At 61.1% G+C, this 15168-nt stretch carries 19 protein-coding genes and 1 pseudogene; 15 read left to right on the top strand and 5 right to left on the bottom strand.

Annotation, left to right across the window (positions count from 1 at the left end; all coding sequences use genetic code 11):
• Positions 1–13: 13 nt before the first annotated feature.
• The 7 genes and pseudogenes from FHW37_RS13780 to FHW37_RS13750 all read left to right on the top strand — a co-directional run bounded on the left by FHW37_RS13780 (position 14) and on the right by FHW37_RS13750 (position 5653).
• Positions 14–1606: a Na+/H+ antiporter subunit D gene (locus FHW37_RS13780; RefSeq protein ID WP_145637435.1), complete on the top strand. Its 1593-nt coding sequence runs from the start codon at positions 14–16 to the stop codon at positions 1604–1606.
• Positions 1603–2076: a Na+/H+ antiporter subunit E gene (locus tag FHW37_RS13775; protein WP_145637433.1), complete on the top strand. Its 474-nt coding sequence runs from the start codon at positions 1603–1605 to the stop codon at positions 2074–2076. The genes FHW37_RS13780 and FHW37_RS13775 overlap by 4 nt, the downstream gene beginning before the upstream one ends.
• Positions 2073–2453: pseudogene (locus tag FHW37_RS13770) on the top strand (cation:proton antiporter); the annotation flags it as partial. The gene FHW37_RS13775 and the pseudogene FHW37_RS13770, both read left to right, overlap by 4 nt.
• 134 nt (positions 2454–2587) lie before the next feature.
• The gene (mnhG, locus tag FHW37_RS13765; protein WP_145637428.1) at positions 2588–2917 is read left to right on the top strand and encodes a monovalent cation/H(+) antiporter subunit G; all 330 of its coding nucleotides are present in this window, start codon (positions 2588–2590) and stop codon (positions 2915–2917) included.
• Positions 2918–3350: 433 nt separating this feature from the next.
• The gene (locus FHW37_RS13760; RefSeq protein WP_145637426.1) at positions 3351–3782 is read left to right on the top strand and encodes a MucR family transcriptional regulator; all 432 of its coding nucleotides are present in this window, start codon (positions 3351–3353) and stop codon (positions 3780–3782) included.
• A gap of 480 nt (positions 3783–4262) precedes the next feature.
• Positions 4263–4802 (top strand): helix-turn-helix domain-containing protein, encoded by a 540-nt coding sequence (locus FHW37_RS34080; RefSeq protein WP_246690766.1) that lies wholly within the window; start codon positions 4263–4265, stop codon positions 4800–4802.
• Positions 4803–4819: 17 nt separating this feature from the next.
• Positions 4820–5653 (top strand): DUF6456 domain-containing protein, encoded by an 834-nt coding sequence (locus tag FHW37_RS13750; protein ID WP_145637423.1) that lies wholly within the window; start codon positions 4820–4822, stop codon positions 5651–5653.
• Between the two features lie 235 nt (positions 5654–5888).
• Here the strand turns inward: FHW37_RS13750 and FHW37_RS13745 are convergent, their stop codons facing one another.
• Both FHW37_RS13745 and FHW37_RS13740 read right to left on the bottom strand, forming a co-directional pair.
• Positions 5889–6311 (bottom strand): SufE family protein, encoded by a 423-nt coding sequence (locus FHW37_RS13745; protein ID WP_145637421.1) that lies wholly within the window; start codon positions 6309–6311, stop codon positions 5889–5891.
• A 169-nt stretch (positions 6312–6480) separates the two neighbouring features.
• Positions 6481–6927, bottom strand: a complete 447-nt coding sequence (locus FHW37_RS13740) for a DUF5330 domain-containing protein (protein WP_145637417.1) — start codon at positions 6925–6927, stop codon at positions 6481–6483.
• A 477-nt stretch (positions 6928–7404) separates the two neighbouring features.
• Between FHW37_RS13740 and FHW37_RS13735 the strand changes: the two genes are divergently transcribed.
• The 5 genes from FHW37_RS13735 (at position 7405) to FHW37_RS13715 (ending at position 11279) form a co-directional block, all read left to right on the top strand.
• Positions 7405–8955 carry a sensor histidine kinase gene (locus tag FHW37_RS13735; RefSeq protein WP_186458252.1) on the top strand — a complete coding sequence of 517 codons (1551 nt, stop codon included), beginning with the start codon at positions 7405–7407 and terminating at the stop codon, positions 8953–8955.
• Entirely contained in the window at positions 8927–10054 is a 1128-nt protein-coding gene (locus FHW37_RS13730; RefSeq protein WP_145637414.1) for a peptidoglycan-binding domain-containing protein, read from the top strand. The genes FHW37_RS13735 and FHW37_RS13730 overlap by 29 nt, the downstream gene beginning before the upstream one ends.
• A 186-nt stretch (positions 10055–10240) precedes the next feature.
• On the top strand, positions 10241–10618 hold the full coding sequence (locus FHW37_RS13725) for a type II toxin-antitoxin system RelE/ParE family toxin (protein ID WP_145637411.1): 378 nt from the start codon (positions 10241–10243) through the stop codon (positions 10616–10618).
• The gene (locus tag FHW37_RS13720) at positions 10615–10908 is read left to right on the top strand and encodes a helix-turn-helix domain-containing protein (protein WP_145637408.1); all 294 of its coding nucleotides are present in this window, start codon (positions 10615–10617) and stop codon (positions 10906–10908) included. The genes FHW37_RS13725 and FHW37_RS13720 overlap by 4 nt, the downstream gene beginning before the upstream one ends.
• Before the next feature lie 32 nt (positions 10909–10940).
• Positions 10941–11279: a DUF1491 family protein gene (locus tag FHW37_RS13715; RefSeq protein ID WP_145637406.1), complete on the top strand. Its 339-nt coding sequence runs from the start codon at positions 10941–10943 to the stop codon at positions 11277–11279.
• Positions 11280–11286: 7 nt separating this feature from the next.
• Here FHW37_RS13715 and FHW37_RS13710 read toward each other — a convergent pair whose 3' ends face one another.
• Complete coding sequence (locus tag FHW37_RS13710) at positions 11287–12351, bottom strand: DUF2336 domain-containing protein (protein ID WP_246690765.1); 1065 nt, start codon at positions 12349–12351, stop codon at positions 11287–11289.
• 750 nt (positions 12352–13101) lie between these two features.
• On the opposite strand from FHW37_RS13710, the gene FHW37_RS13705 reads away from it, so the two are divergent.
• Positions 13102–13281 carry a hypothetical protein gene (locus FHW37_RS13705; protein WP_145637400.1) on the top strand — a complete coding sequence of 60 codons (180 nt, stop codon included), beginning with the start codon at positions 13102–13104 and terminating at the stop codon, positions 13279–13281.
• A 6-nt stretch (positions 13282–13287) separates the two neighbouring features.
• Here the strand turns inward: FHW37_RS13705 and FHW37_RS13700 are convergent, their stop codons facing one another.
• Both FHW37_RS13700 and FHW37_RS13695 read right to left on the bottom strand, forming a co-directional pair.
• Positions 13288–13854, bottom strand: coding sequence for a DUF1254 domain-containing protein (locus FHW37_RS13700; protein ID WP_145638037.1), 567 nt, complete (start codon positions 13852–13854; stop codon positions 13288–13290).
• A gap of 7 nt (positions 13855–13861) precedes the next feature.
• The gene (locus FHW37_RS13695) at positions 13862–14449 is read right to left on the bottom strand and encodes a DUF1214 domain-containing protein (protein WP_145637397.1); all 588 of its coding nucleotides are present in this window, start codon (positions 14447–14449) and stop codon (positions 13862–13864) included.
• A 141-nt stretch (positions 14450–14590) separates the two neighbouring features.
• On the opposite strand from FHW37_RS13695, the gene FHW37_RS13690 reads away from it, so the two are divergent.
• On the top strand, positions 14591–14875 hold the full coding sequence (locus FHW37_RS13690; protein ID WP_145637394.1) for a type II toxin-antitoxin system RelE/ParE family toxin: 285 nt from the start codon (positions 14591–14593) through the stop codon (positions 14873–14875).
• A complete protein-coding gene (locus FHW37_RS13685; protein ID WP_145637391.1) occupies positions 14847–15167 on the top strand; it encodes a HigA family addiction module antitoxin in 321 nt (106 codons plus the stop codon). Before FHW37_RS13690 ends, FHW37_RS13685 begins: the two co-directional genes overlap by 29 nt.
• Position 15168: the final 1 nt, after the last annotated feature.

Below are 15168 nucleotides of genomic sequence, written 5' to 3'. Positions count from 1 at the left end.
GGAGCGATTGCTGATGGCCGCCCCGCAATCCGCCGTCGATCTCTCTGCCGCCCTGATCCTCACGCCCCCACCGCTGGGCGAGTGGCTGGTCGTCGCCCCCGTCGTCCTGATGATCGGCCTCGGCGCCTTCCTGCTGATGATCCGCAAGTCGGTACGCCTCCAGGGCTCAATCGCGCTTGCCGGCCTCTCACTTCTCGTACTCCTCGATGCCGGCCTGCTCTGGCGCGTGCTTGATCAAGGGCCGGTCACCATGGTCATGGGTCGCTGGCTCCCGCCCTTCGGTATCGCCTTTACGGCAGACCTTTTCGGCGCGGCGATGGCGCTGGTCTCGGCGATTGCCGCTCTCGGGGCCGGCATCTACGCACTGAGGGATATCGATGCTGCCGGCCGGCGCTACGGCTTTTATCCGTTCCTGATGCTGCTGATGGCGGGCGTGTCCGGCTCCTTCCTCACCGGCGACATCTTTAACCTCTATGTCTGGTTCGAAGTCCTGCTGATTTCGTCCTTCGGCCTGCTGGTTCTCGGCTCGGAACCGCGGCAGATCGACGGCGCCCTGAAATATGCCATCCTCAACCTGATCGCCACGACCCTGTTCCTGATCGCCGTCGGTTACCTCTATGCGATCTTCGGCACGCTCAACATGGCCGATATCGCCCGCAAGGCGGCGACGCTGCCCTCGGGCGCACCGCTCGTCACCCTGACCGGCCTTTTCGTTCTGGCGTTTGCCATGAAGGCGGCGGTCTTCCCGGTCAATTTCTGGCTGCCGGCCTCCTATCACACGCCGCGTATCGTCGTATCCGCCCTGTTCGGTGGCCTGCTGACCAAGGTCGGCATCTATGCGCTGCTCAGGGTCACGATCATGCTGATGCCGGTGCAGCGCGAACAGTTGAGCCTCGTCATGGCGATCGCCGCGGCGCTCACGCTGATCGTCGCGGCCCTCGGCGCGCTCGCCCAGCACGATATCCGCCGGCTGATCGGGTATCTCGTCATCGCCGGCATCGGCAACATGCTGGCGGGTGTTGCGATCGGCACACCGGCCGCCGTGTCCGGCAGCATCCTTTATGCGCTGACCTCGATCATCACCATGACCGCGCTTTATCTCGTGGCGGCAGAAGCAGCCCGGATCGGCGGCAGCTGGTCGCTGGCGACGATGGGCGGCATTTGGCGCCGGTCATTCCCATTCGCGATAACTTCCTTCCTGCTTTTCCTCTCGGCCGCGGGCCTGCCGCCGCTTGCCGGCCTCTGGCCAAAAGTGTCGCTCCTGAAAGCCGCCATCGATATCGGCGCGTGGTGGCTCGCAGCCGCCATGTTGATCCAGGCCTTTCTCGTAACGATCGCGCTCGGCCGTGTTTTTCTGCTCGCCTATTGGCGGCCGCTTGCCGAAGCAGGAATGCCTGCTGCGGACGAAGAGCCGGCCGGCTTCTTCTCCGACAAGACCACGGCCCTGCCGGTCATCGGTTTTGCTGCTCTGACGCTCATCTTCGGCCTTTATCCCGAGCCGCTGCTGCAGCTCAGCCAGAGGGCTGCCCTCAGCCTCGCCGATCCCACCGCCTATATCGCCTCCGTCTTTGGCCCCTCGGATTTGGGTAGGGGAGGAAACCCATGACGATCTACATCCTTTCGCTGATCTTTGCCGTCGTCTGGGTGGCGATTACCGGCAGCGCCTCGCTGCTCAACCTCGTTTTCGGTTTCATCCTCGGCAGCCTTGCAATCTGGGTCGTGCGCGGCGAGATCGGTGTTTCCGGTTATGTCGGCCGGCTCGGGCGCATCCTTTCGCTGCTCGTCCTCTTCTTCAAGGAACTGGCGCTATCGGCCTGGAAGGTTGCGGTTCTGGTGACGCGTCGCGACATGGATCTGAAGCCCGGCATTTTTGCCTTCCCGCTCACCGTCGATCGCGACATGGAAATCACCCTTCTCGCCAATCTGATTACCCTGACGCCCGGCACGCTGTCGGTCGATGTTTCGGCCGACCGCAAGACGCTTTACGTCCATGCCATCGATTGCTCGGATATCGAGACGACGAAACGGGAGATTGCCGAAGGCTTCGAGCGCAAGATCATGGAGGCGTTCCGATGACGGCTTCCGCAGCCATTCTTTCCTGGTCGGTCTGGCTTGCCATGATCGTGCTGGCGGTCGCCTTCTTGGCTACAGTCTGGCGTGTCGTGCGCGGCCCGACCCTGCCGGACCGGGTCGTGGCACTCGACATGCTGGTCGGCATCGTCATCGGTTTCATCGCCCTGATCGCCATCCGCACCGGCTTTACGCTTTATGTGGACATCGCCATCGCGCTGGGCCTCGTCGGCTTCCTTGCCACCGTCGCTTTCGCGCGTTTCATCATGCCGCGCATGCAGGTGCCGGAAGCGGAGGGAGCGGCAGGGGAGGCGCCCGACATTGCTGCCCCGGCCCAGCCCGCAGCCAAGCCGGCAAAGAAGGCCGCCAAGGCGCCTGCGAAAACCACGGGCGCAAAACCGGCCAGCACAAAATCGAAAGCCGCAAAGCCTGCGGATGCGGCGCCCAAAAAGCAAAGCACAGCCGGCGCGCCGAAGAAAAAGCCTGCAGCCGAAACATCACGGGGTAAGAAGAGCCGATGATCGAAACGCTGTTCGCACTTGTCACCGCCATCCTGATTCTTGCCGGCGCGGCCTTTGCACTGGTCGCGGCAATCGGGCTCAACCGCCTGCCGGACGTCTATACCCGCATGCATGCCGCCTCAAAGGCCGGAACGGTCGGATCGGGGCTGCTTCTTCTGGCCGTCGGCATCCATTCGGGCGATATTTCAACCCTGGCGCGCGCACTTGCGGGCTTTCTGTTCTTTGTATTGACCGCGCCGGTATCGGCACATCTACTGGCGATTGCTTCGCGCCGGGCCGGTTATTCATTGTGCGACCGCACGGTCGTTGATGAGATGAAGAATTAATCTCAGCCAATATAGCCTGCTGCAAACGAGCTATAAGCTTGTCATAATTAAGGAATTTCTCGAGCTTCTGTCAGTAATTCAGATTTGTGGCGCAAATCGGGTGGAAAAACCTGAGGCATTACTAGATTTCGCAGTTGGACTTTTTTCTACAGGGTGCTAATTCAGGTACAGTAGAGCGTTGATGCTGGTCTAGTTCAGATGTTTTCACGTATACGGTACGCGTGCAGGCTTGAAATATGCACGCGAAACATGTGAATACGTCTGGTGCAGAGCAATGTCAGGTGGAACATGCGTTTGTCGCTCGCATGAAACTTAGGGGTAGGTTTCAGTCTTCGGACAATGCGAGCGGTAGCCAAGTACCATCAGCGCTGTGCAGGGCGCCGGTACCGCGGAGGTCGCGGATCCGTCGCAAGATGAAAACAGGAGACTGAAGATGACAGAAATCGCATTGGGCAAAGGCCCGGAACTGCTGGTCGAGCTGACCGCAGATATCGTGGCTGCCTATGTGAGCAACCACGTGGTCCCCGTCGGGGATCTTTCCCACCTCATCGCCGACGTTCATACGGCGCTGAGCAGCACCTCTTCCCCGGCACCGGTCGCAGCTGCGGTCGAAAAGCCGAAGCCGCCGGTTCCGATCAAGAAGTCCATCGAGGACGATTACCTGATCTGCCTGGAAGACGGCATGAAGTTCAAGTCGCTGAAGCGTCACCTGATGACGCATTACAACATGACGCCGGAAGAATACCGCGAAAAGTGGGGCCTGCCGGCCGACTATCCGATGGTTGCTCCGGCCTATGCGGAAGCCCGCTCGCGCCTCGCCAAGGAAATGGGCCTCGGCCAGCGCCGTCGTCGCGGCAAGGCTTAAGTTTAAGCCAAAAGAAACGGCCGATCTGCCGCCACGTCACCGGATATCACTCCGGAGACAGGCGGCGGGCCGGGCGGACACCAAATGGAATACCAACAAAGACCGGGCCCTGAGCCCGGTTTTTTGTTGATGATGATGAGGAAAAAAATCCCATATGAATTGAAGGGCTTCCAACGGAATTTTGTATTTATTGCAAAAAACCTGCCCTTCCAATTTCCTCCTCTCTCTGGCATGCAGTAAGATATGTGAATTAATTCCTATTTTATGGAGTTTCTCATGCCTCTGCAAAAACAGATCGATCCGCTGCAGGACGGTATTAAAGCCAGTATGCAACAGGGAGAACGCGCAGGCGCGATGGAGGAGAGCGGGGCGATTCATTCGGCTGCCTCTGACGATCGTGCCGCTTGCACAATCGACCCCACCGCTGAAAGCGCCGAATCGCGGCCATTGCTGCAATCATCACAAAGCGATGAGCCCGCCATGCCCGCGGCTACGCTCACCGGATCTTTCGATATTGCCGTCGGGCCGGACGCTCCGCTCGCCCTCGCCAAACCGGCACAAGGTGCGGGCCAGGCGCTGGCCGCCATGCTGGCGCTGCCCGATATGTCCGAACTTTTGCCGGTATCGGACCTGCCTGCCATTGCCGATGCGCTCGATGGTTTTCCGGGCGGCTCGCATCCGCAATTGCCCGAAAGCCTGACCTTGCGCACGGCCTGCCGGGCGGTGCGGCAGCTTGTCGGCGACGTGGTCGGTCTGCTCTCGGACCGCATGCTGATGCGCCGTGATCGCCGGCGCCTCAACTGCCATTCCCGCCAGATCGCCATCTATGTCTGCCACGTCGTGCTGCAGGTCCAGCAGCGCGATATCGCCGATGCTTTTGGCGTCGATCGCACCACGGTCAGCCATGCCTGTCATGTGGTCGAGGATCGGCGCGATGATTCCGCCTTCGACGAATTCGTCTGCGTCATCGAACGCATGGTCGGTGCTGTCTTCGGCATTTCGCAGGCAAGCAGCCGATGAGGGAAAGTGCTAATCCCATGAGTAAAAACCTGAACCTGCCTCACAAGACGTCTGGCGGTGATCCCGCGGCTGCCGGCCGCAAGGCGCTGATAGTGCTGATGCGCCATCTTCTGCAGGGCGCCTGCGCGGTCGAGAACATGGAAGAAGGGCAGATCTGCCTGACTGGCGTCACAAGGCGCCACCACCCGGAGGAAACTTTGGCTCAGGCCCTGTCGCTCGGTCTTGCGGAACGACAGGGCGATCGGATTGCGGCATCCGCCACAGCCACGTCGTTCATCCGGCGGGCAATGGCAGAGCGTGAAGAGGCGTTTCTCACCCAGCATCGCGAGGTGGAAACGGCGACTATGGAGGTCGAGGGCAGTCGCCAGCCGGTGCGCATCAATCTGGCCGAATCACCGCTCGGCGCCGTGGCACGATTGAAGGATCGCGACGGCGGTCCCTTCATGCCGCCGATGGCGGTGGAGGCCGGCGAGCGGCTGCTGTCGGATTTCACCCGCGGCCAGATGCAGCCGCGTATCACCGCCAGCTGGGAACCGCGTCTTTCCTCCCGCGCCAAGGGTAGTGCCGGCGGCAAGGTCGATATCACCGACAGCGCACTCGCCGCGCGCACACGCTTTTCAGATGCGATGGAGGCGATGGGGCCGGAACTGTCGGGCGTTGCCATCGATGTCTGCTGCTTCGGCAAGGGCCTGGAGCTGGTGGAACGCGAACGCCAATGGCCGGCCCGCTCGGCAAAACTGATGCTGCGGACGGCACTTCTGGCACTCGCACGGCATTACGATCCGCCAAGGCCGGATGTGCGGCGCCGGAGCCATCATTGGGGCGCAGACGGGTTCCGGCCGGTTTTGTAAGGGGAGGGTGCGGCATAAGGATCTTCCCCCTTGTGGGGGGAGATGCCCGGCAGGGCAGAGGGGGTGTCTCCACACTCCTCGTTCGCCTCGAATTTGCCAAACCGTTGCTCACTCCCCTCTGTCACTTCGTGACATCTCCCCCACAAGGGGGGAGATTATTGGGAGGCTGTTTCGCGGCTCGAAATTCATAGGCGTTCGGCAGAGCAGAGAGCTCTATTGCAACGACTGAAAAACCTTAAGCCGCTACCCGCAGCTGCGCTTCCGCGCGGATCCGCTTGATCATTGAGCGCAGGCCGTTGGCGCGCTGGGAGGAGAGGTGTTCGACGAGACCGATCTTGTCAAAAACTTCGATTGCATCTGTTGCTGCAATCTCCGAAGCCGTCTTGCCGGAATAGACGGCGAGCACGATGGCGACGAGGCCGCGCACGATATGGGCGTCGGAATCGCCTTCAAAAGTCATGACGGGGTCGGCATCCGTGTTTTCTACATGGCTGACGAGCCAGACCTGGCTGGCGCAGCCCTGTACCTTGTTTTCGGCGCTCTTCTTGTCGTCGGCAAGGTCGGGCAGCTGTTTGCCGAGCTCGATCACATAACGATAGCGATCCTCCCAGTCATCCAGGAAGGCGAAATCTTCGATCATCTGTTCAAGCTTGGTCATCGCTGCTGCATATAGGAAGTTCCACCTCTGATAAAAGCAAAAAAAAGCGCCGTGAGAAGATCACTTCTCACGGCGTCAGCAGATGCCGAATTCAGGGTGGGCAGTCCGGCACCGGGAACCATGGCAGGAAAACCGGTGCAAGCTTTTGAAATTTCGGTTACAGACGGTCTTAGCGGAGCGGACGTTTCTGCGGCAGGGGAATGGTCCCCGTATGAATGTCGTGAACGATGGGCGCATAAAGCGCTGCCTGCTGCTGCGGCAAGGCTTCTGGCAGCGGCTGGAGATCCGGATCGGCCTTGACGGCGATCGACGGTATCTGCGGCTCGACGGCCTCCTTCGTGCCGAACTGGCGGTCGAGAAGGTCGAAGGCCACCTTGGCGCCTTCGCGGGCCCTTACACCAAGCGCGGAAAAGGTATCGGCGCCCTTTTCACAGACATCCGGCTTTTCGGTGCAGATGGCGCTGACATATTGATAGGCCTGGGTTGCGGCCGAAAAGGCGTCGGCCACCTGAAGCGGCGACATAGAGTTGTCGTCACCCGGCTTCTGGGCGCTGAAATAAGACAGCACCACCAGCACGGCTGCGAAGAACACACTTCCCTTGATCAGAAACCACATCGTCCTGTCCACCTGTCTTGCCTTTTAGCTGGGACTTGATTTTGCCCCGGCTGGCCTGCCGGTCTGTGCCGGTCTTGAACATCAACGTACCGATCGGAAGCAAATATCGCTTTGACGGGTTCGCTCGGTTTTTCGGCAAATTTGATTAAAATGCGATCTTTCTCCGGCCCGTCATGACCGTTCCAGGTCCTTTCGTTAGGAGTTTAACGGCCGATGTTAAGCATAAATGCGGCGGCGGCGCCGTTCTCCAAGGGTTTTTGCCTCGCGCCATTGCCACAAATCTTAATGTCCCAGGAAAAATCAAACCAAATCCGTCGCTTACGCCGCGTTAACCACGATCGGAAATGCAGGCTCCAACCTGTCCCAAAGCCGGAAAAGCGGGCCTTTGACAGGCCTTCCGGCACCAGTTTTTATTGTTTCCTTAAGCCCGCGAGACCTATTGTGACGCTCGAATAGAAATTGCAGTCAGGGTTTTGCGTGCGCGTATTGAGTGACATAGCCGAGAAGGCGGTATCTCTGGTCGACGGGGCTGTGTCCCGTTGGCTGATCCGCATCGGCGACGAGGATGGGGCCCGTGCAGGCCATGTCCTCGCTCTGCGCCGCCTTGCCTTTGCCGGCGGTGCCGCATTTCTTGCCGTACCCGCGCTGCTTGCCACCGTCATGGCGCCTTCTCTGGCGCTCCCGGTCGGCGCTGCCCTCGTTCTTTCCCTGATGCTGATCGTTGCGGCCGCAGCCTTCGCCCTGCCGCGCCGCGCACAGAGCGAAATCTCCGCGCCCATCGAAAACGACATCGCCTTCCAGTCCTGCCCTGGCCTGGCATTGATCCTCGATCCGCAGGGTCGCGTGGTCAAGGCTGGTGGCCGCGACCTTTCCACTTTTCCCTCGGCCCTGCGCGAAAGCGCCGGCGAGGTTCTGGCCGAATGCATACATGTCTCGGATCGCATCGCGCTCCTGCATGCCATCGATACGCTGCGCCAGCGGGGCGAGACGGGCGCCGACATGGCCAATGTCGAGATCCGTATCGAAAGCCACTATTCCGCTGCCATCGGCCGCCAGTTCCTTTATGCGAGCCTCGACATGTCGGCGATCCGCGACGGCGAGGGCGAGCTGGTGCAGATCTTTGCCCAGCTGCGTGATCGCTCGGGCGAAGAACTGCTCCGCACCCAGGCCGCCGAGCGCGCCGCCGAAGCTGAAACTGCCCATCAGGCGAAATCCCGCTTCCTGGCAGCCGTCAGCCATGAGTTGCGCACGCCGCTCAATGCCATTCTCGGCTTTTCCGATGTTCTGGCCGGCGAATATTTCGGCAAGCTCGAAAACGACCGCCAGCGCGAATATGTCGGCCTGATCCGCCAGTCCGGCGCGCATCTCCTGTCGGTCGTCAATACGATGCTCGACATGTCGAAGATCGAGGCCGGCCGTTACGAGCTGATCACCGAACCCTTCGCCGTTTCGGAAGCCGTCGAGGCCTGCCGCGCCATGCTCGACCATTCGGCTCGCGAAAAGGGCGTGACGCTGACGGCGCGCGCCTCGCGCAGCCTTGGCGAAGTGATTGCCGATCGCCGCGCGCTGCAGCAGATCCTCATCAACCTTGCCGGCAATGCCATCAAGTTCACTGCTGCGGGCGGCGTCGTGTCGATCGATGCGGCCGTCAGGTCCGGCGAACTGGTGATCTCTGTCAGCGATACCGGTATCGGCATTGCCGAAGACAAGCTTGCCTCGATCGGCCAGCCTTTCATGCAGGTGCAGAACGATTATACCCGCCAGTATGACGGCACGGGCCTCGGCCTGTCGCTGGTCAAGGGCCTTGTTGCCCTGCATGGCGGCCGTTTCTCGATCTCCAGCCGCCCGGGCGAAGGCACGATGGTGACCATTCATCTGCCGGCCGATGGATCGGGCGTTGCAGGCGCAGAAGAAGTTATGCACAGCGAGAGGGTGGAGTTCCCGCCACGTCTCGTGGTATCCCGTCAGCCGACCATGATGGACGAACAGGATTTTGCAGATGGCCGCGCGAAAGCGAAAATCGCCTGATAAAAGGCGACCGGCCAAGAAGCCGGGGCTCGCTTCGACGATGCTGGTGACGACCGGCGGCGTTTTTGCGCGCACGATTTCGCGCAATCCGAAGGCCGTCTTCGGTTTCGCCGGCTTTGCCGTGCTGTTTTCCTTCGTTGCAGCCAATGCGCTCTGGTACCAGCCGGGCGGCCATCCGTCGCCTTTCCTGGCGACCCGCGATCCCGAACATCCCAATGCGCTGACCGGTTATCGCCGCCCGGCCCAGGTTCATCCGGACGACGTGACGACCTTCCGTATCGAGCGCGCATCCGACAAACCTGCCGATAAGCCTGCAGCACCGGCGCAAGTCGTCCAGGCAGCACCGCCTGCCGTGGTGCCGCCTGCTGCGAACCAGCCGGCCGCCGCCTTGCCGCAACCGCCGGCTCTCGCCAATGCCGCGACCCCATCCGCCGACAGTGCCCATGTGCTGATCGCTGCCGTCCAGCACGAGCTTGCCCGCCGTGGCCTTTATGACGGCGCCGAGGATGGTGTCACCGGTCCGCGCACGCAGTCGGCCATTCTTTTCTTTGAGGAAAGCGCCGGACTTGCCCAGACAGGCGAGGCGAGTGCCGAGCTTCTGGCCGCGCTGAAGGCCGAGCCGCGCCCGGCCGCAGCCCCCGCCGTCGCCCAGCGCCCGCAGATCGCCCCGCAGCCCCTGCCAAAGCCGGCAGCCGAGGTCGCAAAGAGCCAGCCGCGGCCCGCACCCGTGCCGCAGCCGGCCCGGCCGATCCCGGTCAGCGTCAAGGCCGAAGACCCGGTCGCTGCAGCCATCCGCGATGCGGAGCGCAAGCCTTCGATGATCCCGCCAGCGAACATCCCGACCGGCAATATTCCAGCTGCGGCTTCGAGGCCCGGCACGCAGGTCGCGTCCCGCAGCCCCGTGCCGGCAACCAACATGGTGCTGCAGATCCAGCGCGGCCTGTCGAACATCGCCTATTCCGACGTCGAGATCGACGGCGTCGCCGGCCTCCAGACCAAGGAAGCCATCCGCCGCTTTGAACGCCATTACCGCCTGCCGGAAACCGGCGAGCCCAATCCGATGGTGCTCAACAAGCTGAAGGCGATCGGCGCGCTTTAGGGCGCCGGATACGCAATACTTTGGCGGGCGATCGGCTGATTATCGCAGCAGCCGATCGAGACAGTTTCTCCCAAATTGCTGGACGGATGCGCACATCTGGAGGTTGATCCAGGCGCCTCCTGCAGCCATGCTGCCATTGCAACATTTCCTTGCTGAATTGAACCGTATACGGTACAAGAGGTTCGCATGAAGCGCATTGAAGCAAGGTTCTTCGTCACCTCTGATGGCTCTGAGCCGGTGAAGGAATGGCTTCAATCGCTCGACAAGGCCGACCGTAGGATCGTTGGTGCCGATATTGCGACCGTCGAGTTCGGCTGGCCGATCGGAATGCCGGTTTGCAGGCCGCTCCGGGATGGAGTTCGCGAAGTAAGGTCCAGCATTCGGGATGGGCGCGTCGAGGCCAGAACCTATTTCGGAATCGATGGTGAGATAATGTTGCTGCTCCACGGCGAGGACGGCAAGGATGGGCAGCAGGATGCGATACAGCTGGCAGTGAGGCGCTGGAAAGAACACCTGGAGCGGTCGAAACGGCTGAGCAAGGTCGAGAAGAGGAAGAAGAAATGAGCGAAGTGCAATCTTCTGTCGGCGGCACTCTTGAGGACTTTCTCGATGATCTCGGCGAGAGGCAAGAGGTCTATGGCGAGGCTATCAAGCGGGTTTTGACCTGGCAGATCGATGAAGCCCGTAAGAAGCAGTCGATCAGCAAATCGGATATGGCCATGCGAATGGGCACAAGCCGCACGCAGGTGAACAGGGTACTCGACCCTCACAACGTTGCCGTTTCCCTTGATACGCTTGATCGCGCTGCCCGCTCCGTCGGCAAGAAACTCAGAATTGAGCTGGTAGACGATTGAATTCTTCGTCGGCCGATGCTGTAGAGACGAGCATGCGCCTCAAATCCCACATCTTCGTCTCAGCTCTCGTTCGCCGTGTGTTCGCCGCAGGCGATTTTGCGGCTGTACTGCACAAGGGCGCGGAGGAGGCGGGGGCGGTGTTCGTGCGGCAGCGCCTGCGCGACGGGACCGAGACGCTTTATGCGCCGGCGCCGCAAAATTTCTTCGGCGAGGATGATGGCGGCCGAAAATTCGAGAAGCGGCTGGAAAAGGCCGATCCGGAAAAGGTCGGCGAGGCCGTGGCCAAAGAGCTTCGCTTCGATCCCGATCTCTGGCTGGTCGAGCTGGAAGTGGAAGAGATCGGCGACCTGATCGATATCGTCGCCGAGTAATCTGCCTTTAGCGGCCGTGCACGCTGCGGCGGATGCTGGCGGAGGTGCGGAAGGGGCGCGACAGCTGATCGTCGCTTTCCTCGATCTGCTGCGGCTCTTCTACCGTGTTTGATGGCGCCTGCGTCGCAAGGGTCTGCGTCTGGGCGTAGGTATAGCCGTCCGCGCGCCGCCAGGCTTCCAGTCGCCGGCCGCAATCGTCCGTGTCGAGCATGTCCCAGATCACTTCGGCGCGACTGCGGCGGTCATGGCTTTCGGCGAGGTGGTTGTAGAGTTTTTCGAGGATGAAGATCGCATCGCCTTCGTCCATGAACAGGCCCTTCAGCGTCGTTGCGAGCTGATGGCCGGATATGTCGAGCATGATCCGCTCCGCGAGCCAGTGGCTGGCCGAAAGCGCATCGGCAAGCACGCCGCAGAACAGGCTCGCCTCGCGGTTCCGCGCAAAACGCACGAGAAGCACGGACTGCATCTCCGAAACGTGCCGCAGGCCCAGCCGGTCGGCCGGGTCGCGGTCCTTATGGCCGGCAAGCAGTTTTATGCGCCGACGCAGCTGTTCTTCGCGCGCAAGTCTTTCGCTGTCTTCCGCCGTGATGGGCTGCCTTGCTTCGGGCTGACGAGAGTTCCGTGCTGGCGCAGCGTCCGCCTCAGACGCAGTCTCCACCGGCACCTCGGCGCTCACCGGCTGCTTGCGCCGAATGCTGGTGTCGTAGCGCATGCCGACCAGCGCATCGATGACCGTCGGCGACAGGTGTTCGCGGCGTGAGATCGCCCTTGCATGGTCGAGGCCCTGTGTGCGGGCAATCGCGATCAGCGCCTCGTTCGTCAGTGAGGGCGAGGAGATCAGGAAGGGGGCTGCGATGGAAATCGGCTGGCTGGCGATGAAGAAGGCGACGGCGGCTGGCACTTTTTCGCTCTGGGAGAGGGCGGCGACCGCCTGACGGCGCGCCTCTTCCGAAGAGGCGCTGAACAGCGGCGAGAAAAGTTCGGCAAACTGGCGGAGTTCCGAGCGGGATGGATGCGGCAGGCTTTCAAAACTGGTGACGGTCGCCATCAGCACCACGTCCTTCTTACGCATGGCTTGGGGCCTTTCGAGATCTCGAAACTCGTTCGTCACTGGGCAACTCACAACTACGCAACACATTTGATGTGGGAAAAGGCGATGCATCGCCCGACAAACACTCGGGTTCTAACATCCACCTCTGCCTGGGAACTCCCGGTGGCGAAGGCCGCTGGCACAAGATAATCGAAAGTGCCGCCGGTTACGCCTTGGTTTAACCGGATGCTAACTCTTGGAGGGTTAACGGTCGGTGAAAAGCGCTTCGTTTCGATGCATCTGTGATTTGTTGGGCATCTGTCTTTTGCTGCAATGGATCATGCCTGTGCAATGACGGCACAGGTCTCGAAGCTGAAAAAATCTGGCGAGATCCGGCGGTGGAAATTTCCGCGCAAAAGGTCGCCGCGCTGCGTGAACGAAAATGTCGTTTCTGCGTTCTACGTGAGAATACCAGCTTCCATCGATACGAAGTTTTATATTAGCATTTACTAACTGTTAAGAGTGCTCTGGCTGAATAAGCCTTATCCGGTGCGTATCTTCCGGATTTCGGGTGGCGGGGGATCTTGGCGTGAGATCCCCCGTATTCCCGGCCTTCAGGCGGATGGTCGGGATGTAAAAGTGTCGTTGCACCCTTTTTCAAGGATTGAGGGGGCTGGGACGAGAAGGATGCGCATGCCCCGCGGTGGTTCGTGGGGGCGCATCAGCCCCAAAGCGGGCAGGGTGAGATTGAACCGTCTTCATCCGTCTCGAATTCGTTGAACGGAGACGAGCATGGCAGAGATAGTCGTATTGAACAAATGGCGCGACCAGCACGGCCGGCGTCCGCAGGTCAGGATCGGCGCGGCCGAAGAGACCGGCGAGCTGGTGATGTTCACCGGCGTTCGTTACGAGCGTTTTGATGACCGGATGGATCGCAAGGCTGAAAACCACGCGGTCGTCGCAGGGGAATAACGAGGCTCAAAAGCGGCTTCTGAGGCGCCATTCGAAAGGCGCGCAGGTGGCCTGCTTGAGAAATTGGCCAACAGCCGCGGAATAACTTGTCTGCGGCGAAAGAGCCCTGAGCACGGCATAGCCATCGGCGCTGTGCGTTTCGACCAGGATTGCCTGCGAGATTGTCTCGGGCAGATCCTTGCGCAGCTGGGTGAGCTGTGCCGGCGTGGCGATCACCAGATCCAGCCTGCCGCCGGACGATGTCCGGTCATTGATGCTGAACACTTCATTGGAAGCGCTGTCGTAAAGCGCCAGCGACCAGAACGGCACGCCATCGGCAACCGCCGTCAGCCGAACAGGTCCCTCGCTCACATCGAAACCGCAGACAGATAGGTCGATGAACGGATCGTCCTTCTGCAGCCCGGCGCGGTCCGGCGCATCACCCAGCCTGTAGAACTGGTGGATCTCTCCCTCCGCCAAAACGCGCGTATAGGCATCACGCTGGCTGAAGGAGGGAAGGCTGAGCACAATGACCAGGTGCAGCAGTGCCGCACCGACGACCCCCGCCAGGCAGGCGATGAGAAGAGCGGGCAGGAGACGCCTACGCATTGCCGCAACCGATTTTTTTGATCCCCGGCATGGCGAGGTCGATCAGGCCGGAACTGCCGGCAGTCGGCGTATCGAGCAGCGTCAGCACCAGCCGGAAAGGGCTTGTCCCCGGCACGGCGAGCCAGTTGCCGGCTTCTGCGGAGGCGCCGACAGCGATATCGAAACTGCCATCGGCATTGCGTAGCACGGTGCGGGAATTGAGCGCCGTCGGCAGGTCCGACTGGGCTGAGGCGGCAGGTCCGCCGGCAGAGGTCGCATAAAGGGTCCAGAGCCTTGCGGCCGGCGTGCGCCCGCTGATCCGGTAATGGCAGGCGCTGGTGAGCGGCGCATTGCCGTCATCCACCGCCGCCGTGAACACGAGACCCTCGGCGCTGGCATAAAGCAGCCGTCCGGCATTGGCGCGGTGTGATTTTGCATAAGGATCGGCATCCACCGTCTGCGCTTCCGGAAAGGCTTCCCACGGGCCGAGCTTGATCGCGCCGAAGCCGATGGTCGCATCGAGCGCCATCCGGGTCGACCAGATGCCGCCGCCAAAGGCGATGGCAAGCGCGATGGCGATGAGAAAGGGAAGACGAAACACGGCTTGGCTCTGGCCCTCGCAAGAGTGTCGCCGAGGATTAGCATTGATTCTGTTGGGAAGGAACCGGGACGGGAGGATCTCAACGAGATTGGTCCGTGCTGTCGTTGCAGCCCATGACGCCTTGCGTTATGGTTATGGCCCATGATCCGGGATTTCGCAGATCGTGAAGTGCAACGCATCTGGAACGGGGAGCGAAGCCGCAAGCTGCCCGCCGACATCCAGCCGATTGCCTTGCGAAAGCTGCGTCTTCTCAATCAGGCGCGCAAGCTTTCCGATCTCAGCGTGCCTCCGGGCAACCGGCTGGAGGCATTGAAGGGCGATCGGGAGGGCCAGCATTCGATCCGTATCAACGATCAGTGGCGCATATGTTTTATCTGGATGGATGGAGGTCCGGCGCATGTCGAAATCGTCGATTACCACGGCTGATCCCGAGCTTCTCGACAATCCGCACCCCGGTGAAATCCTGAAGCAAGATTTTCTGAAGCCGATGCAGATCAGTCAGAATGCGCTTGCCCGTGCAATCGGCGTGCCGCCGCGCAGGATCAACGAGATCGTGCTCGGCAAACGCTCGGTGACCGCCGATACGGATCTTCGTCTGGCACGGTATTTCGGCATGTCCGAAGGTGTCTTTCTTGGCATGCAGTCGGATTACGATCTTCTCCAGCGCCGCCGCGAATTGGGCGAGGTGCTCGATCGCATCGAACCTCGGGCAGCTTGAG

Source organism: Neorhizobium alkalisoli (assembly GCF_007829835.1).
In the GTDB taxonomy this organism is placed as follows: domain Bacteria; phylum Pseudomonadota; class Alphaproteobacteria; order Rhizobiales; family Rhizobiaceae; genus Neorhizobium.
The sequence above is the reverse complement of the archived record's forward strand: the minus strand, read 5'-3'. Positions and strand labels throughout refer to the sequence as shown.

What these genes read in the sequence shown, in the direction of transcription:
- FHW37_RS13780 (WP_145637435.1), top strand. Translation starts at nt 14, where the DNA reads ATGGCCGCCCCGCAATCCGCCGTCGATCTCTCTGCCGCCCTGATCCTC.
- FHW37_RS13775 (WP_145637433.1), top strand. Translation starts at nt 1,603, where the DNA reads ATGACGATCTACATCCTTTCGCTGATCTTTGCCGTCGTCTGGGTGGCG.
- mnhG (WP_145637428.1), top strand. Translation starts at nt 2,588, where the DNA reads ATGATCGAAACGCTGTTCGCACTTGTCACCGCCATCCTGATTCTTGCC.
- FHW37_RS13760 (WP_145637426.1), top strand. Translation starts at nt 3,351, where the DNA reads ATGACAGAAATCGCATTGGGCAAAGGCCCGGAACTGCTGGTCGAGCTG.
- FHW37_RS34080 (WP_246690766.1), top strand. Translation starts at nt 4,263, where the DNA reads ATGCCCGCGGCTACGCTCACCGGATCTTTCGATATTGCCGTCGGGCCG.
- FHW37_RS13750 (WP_145637423.1), top strand. Translation starts at nt 4,820, where the DNA reads ATGAGTAAAAACCTGAACCTGCCTCACAAGACGTCTGGCGGTGATCCC.
- FHW37_RS13745 (WP_145637421.1), bottom strand. Translation starts at nt 6,311, where the DNA reads ATGACCAAGCTTGAACAGATGATCGAAGATTTCGCCTTCCTGGATGAC.
- FHW37_RS13740 (WP_145637417.1), bottom strand. Translation starts at nt 6,927, where the DNA reads ATGTGGTTTCTGATCAAGGGAAGTGTGTTCTTCGCAGCCGTGCTGGTG.
- FHW37_RS13730 (WP_145637414.1), top strand. Translation starts at nt 8,927, where the DNA reads ATGGCCGCGCGAAAGCGAAAATCGCCTGATAAAAGGCGACCGGCCAAG.
- FHW37_RS13725 (WP_145637411.1), top strand. Translation starts at nt 10,241, where the DNA reads ATGAAGCGCATTGAAGCAAGGTTCTTCGTCACCTCTGATGGCTCTGAG.
- FHW37_RS13720 (WP_145637408.1), top strand. Translation starts at nt 10,615, where the DNA reads ATGAGCGAAGTGCAATCTTCTGTCGGCGGCACTCTTGAGGACTTTCTC.
- FHW37_RS13715 (WP_145637406.1), top strand. Translation starts at nt 10,941, where the DNA reads ATGCGCCTCAAATCCCACATCTTCGTCTCAGCTCTCGTTCGCCGTGTG.
- FHW37_RS13710 (WP_246690765.1), bottom strand. Translation starts at nt 12,351, where the DNA reads ATGCGTAAGAAGGACGTGGTGCTGATGGCGACCGTCACCAGTTTTGAA.
- FHW37_RS13705 (WP_145637400.1), top strand. Translation starts at nt 13,102, where the DNA reads ATGGCAGAGATAGTCGTATTGAACAAATGGCGCGACCAGCACGGCCGG.
- FHW37_RS13690 (WP_145637394.1), top strand. Translation starts at nt 14,591, where the DNA reads ATGATCCGGGATTTCGCAGATCGTGAAGTGCAACGCATCTGGAACGGG.
- FHW37_RS13685 (WP_145637391.1), top strand. Translation starts at nt 14,847, where the DNA reads ATGTCGAAATCGTCGATTACCACGGCTGATCCCGAGCTTCTCGACAAT.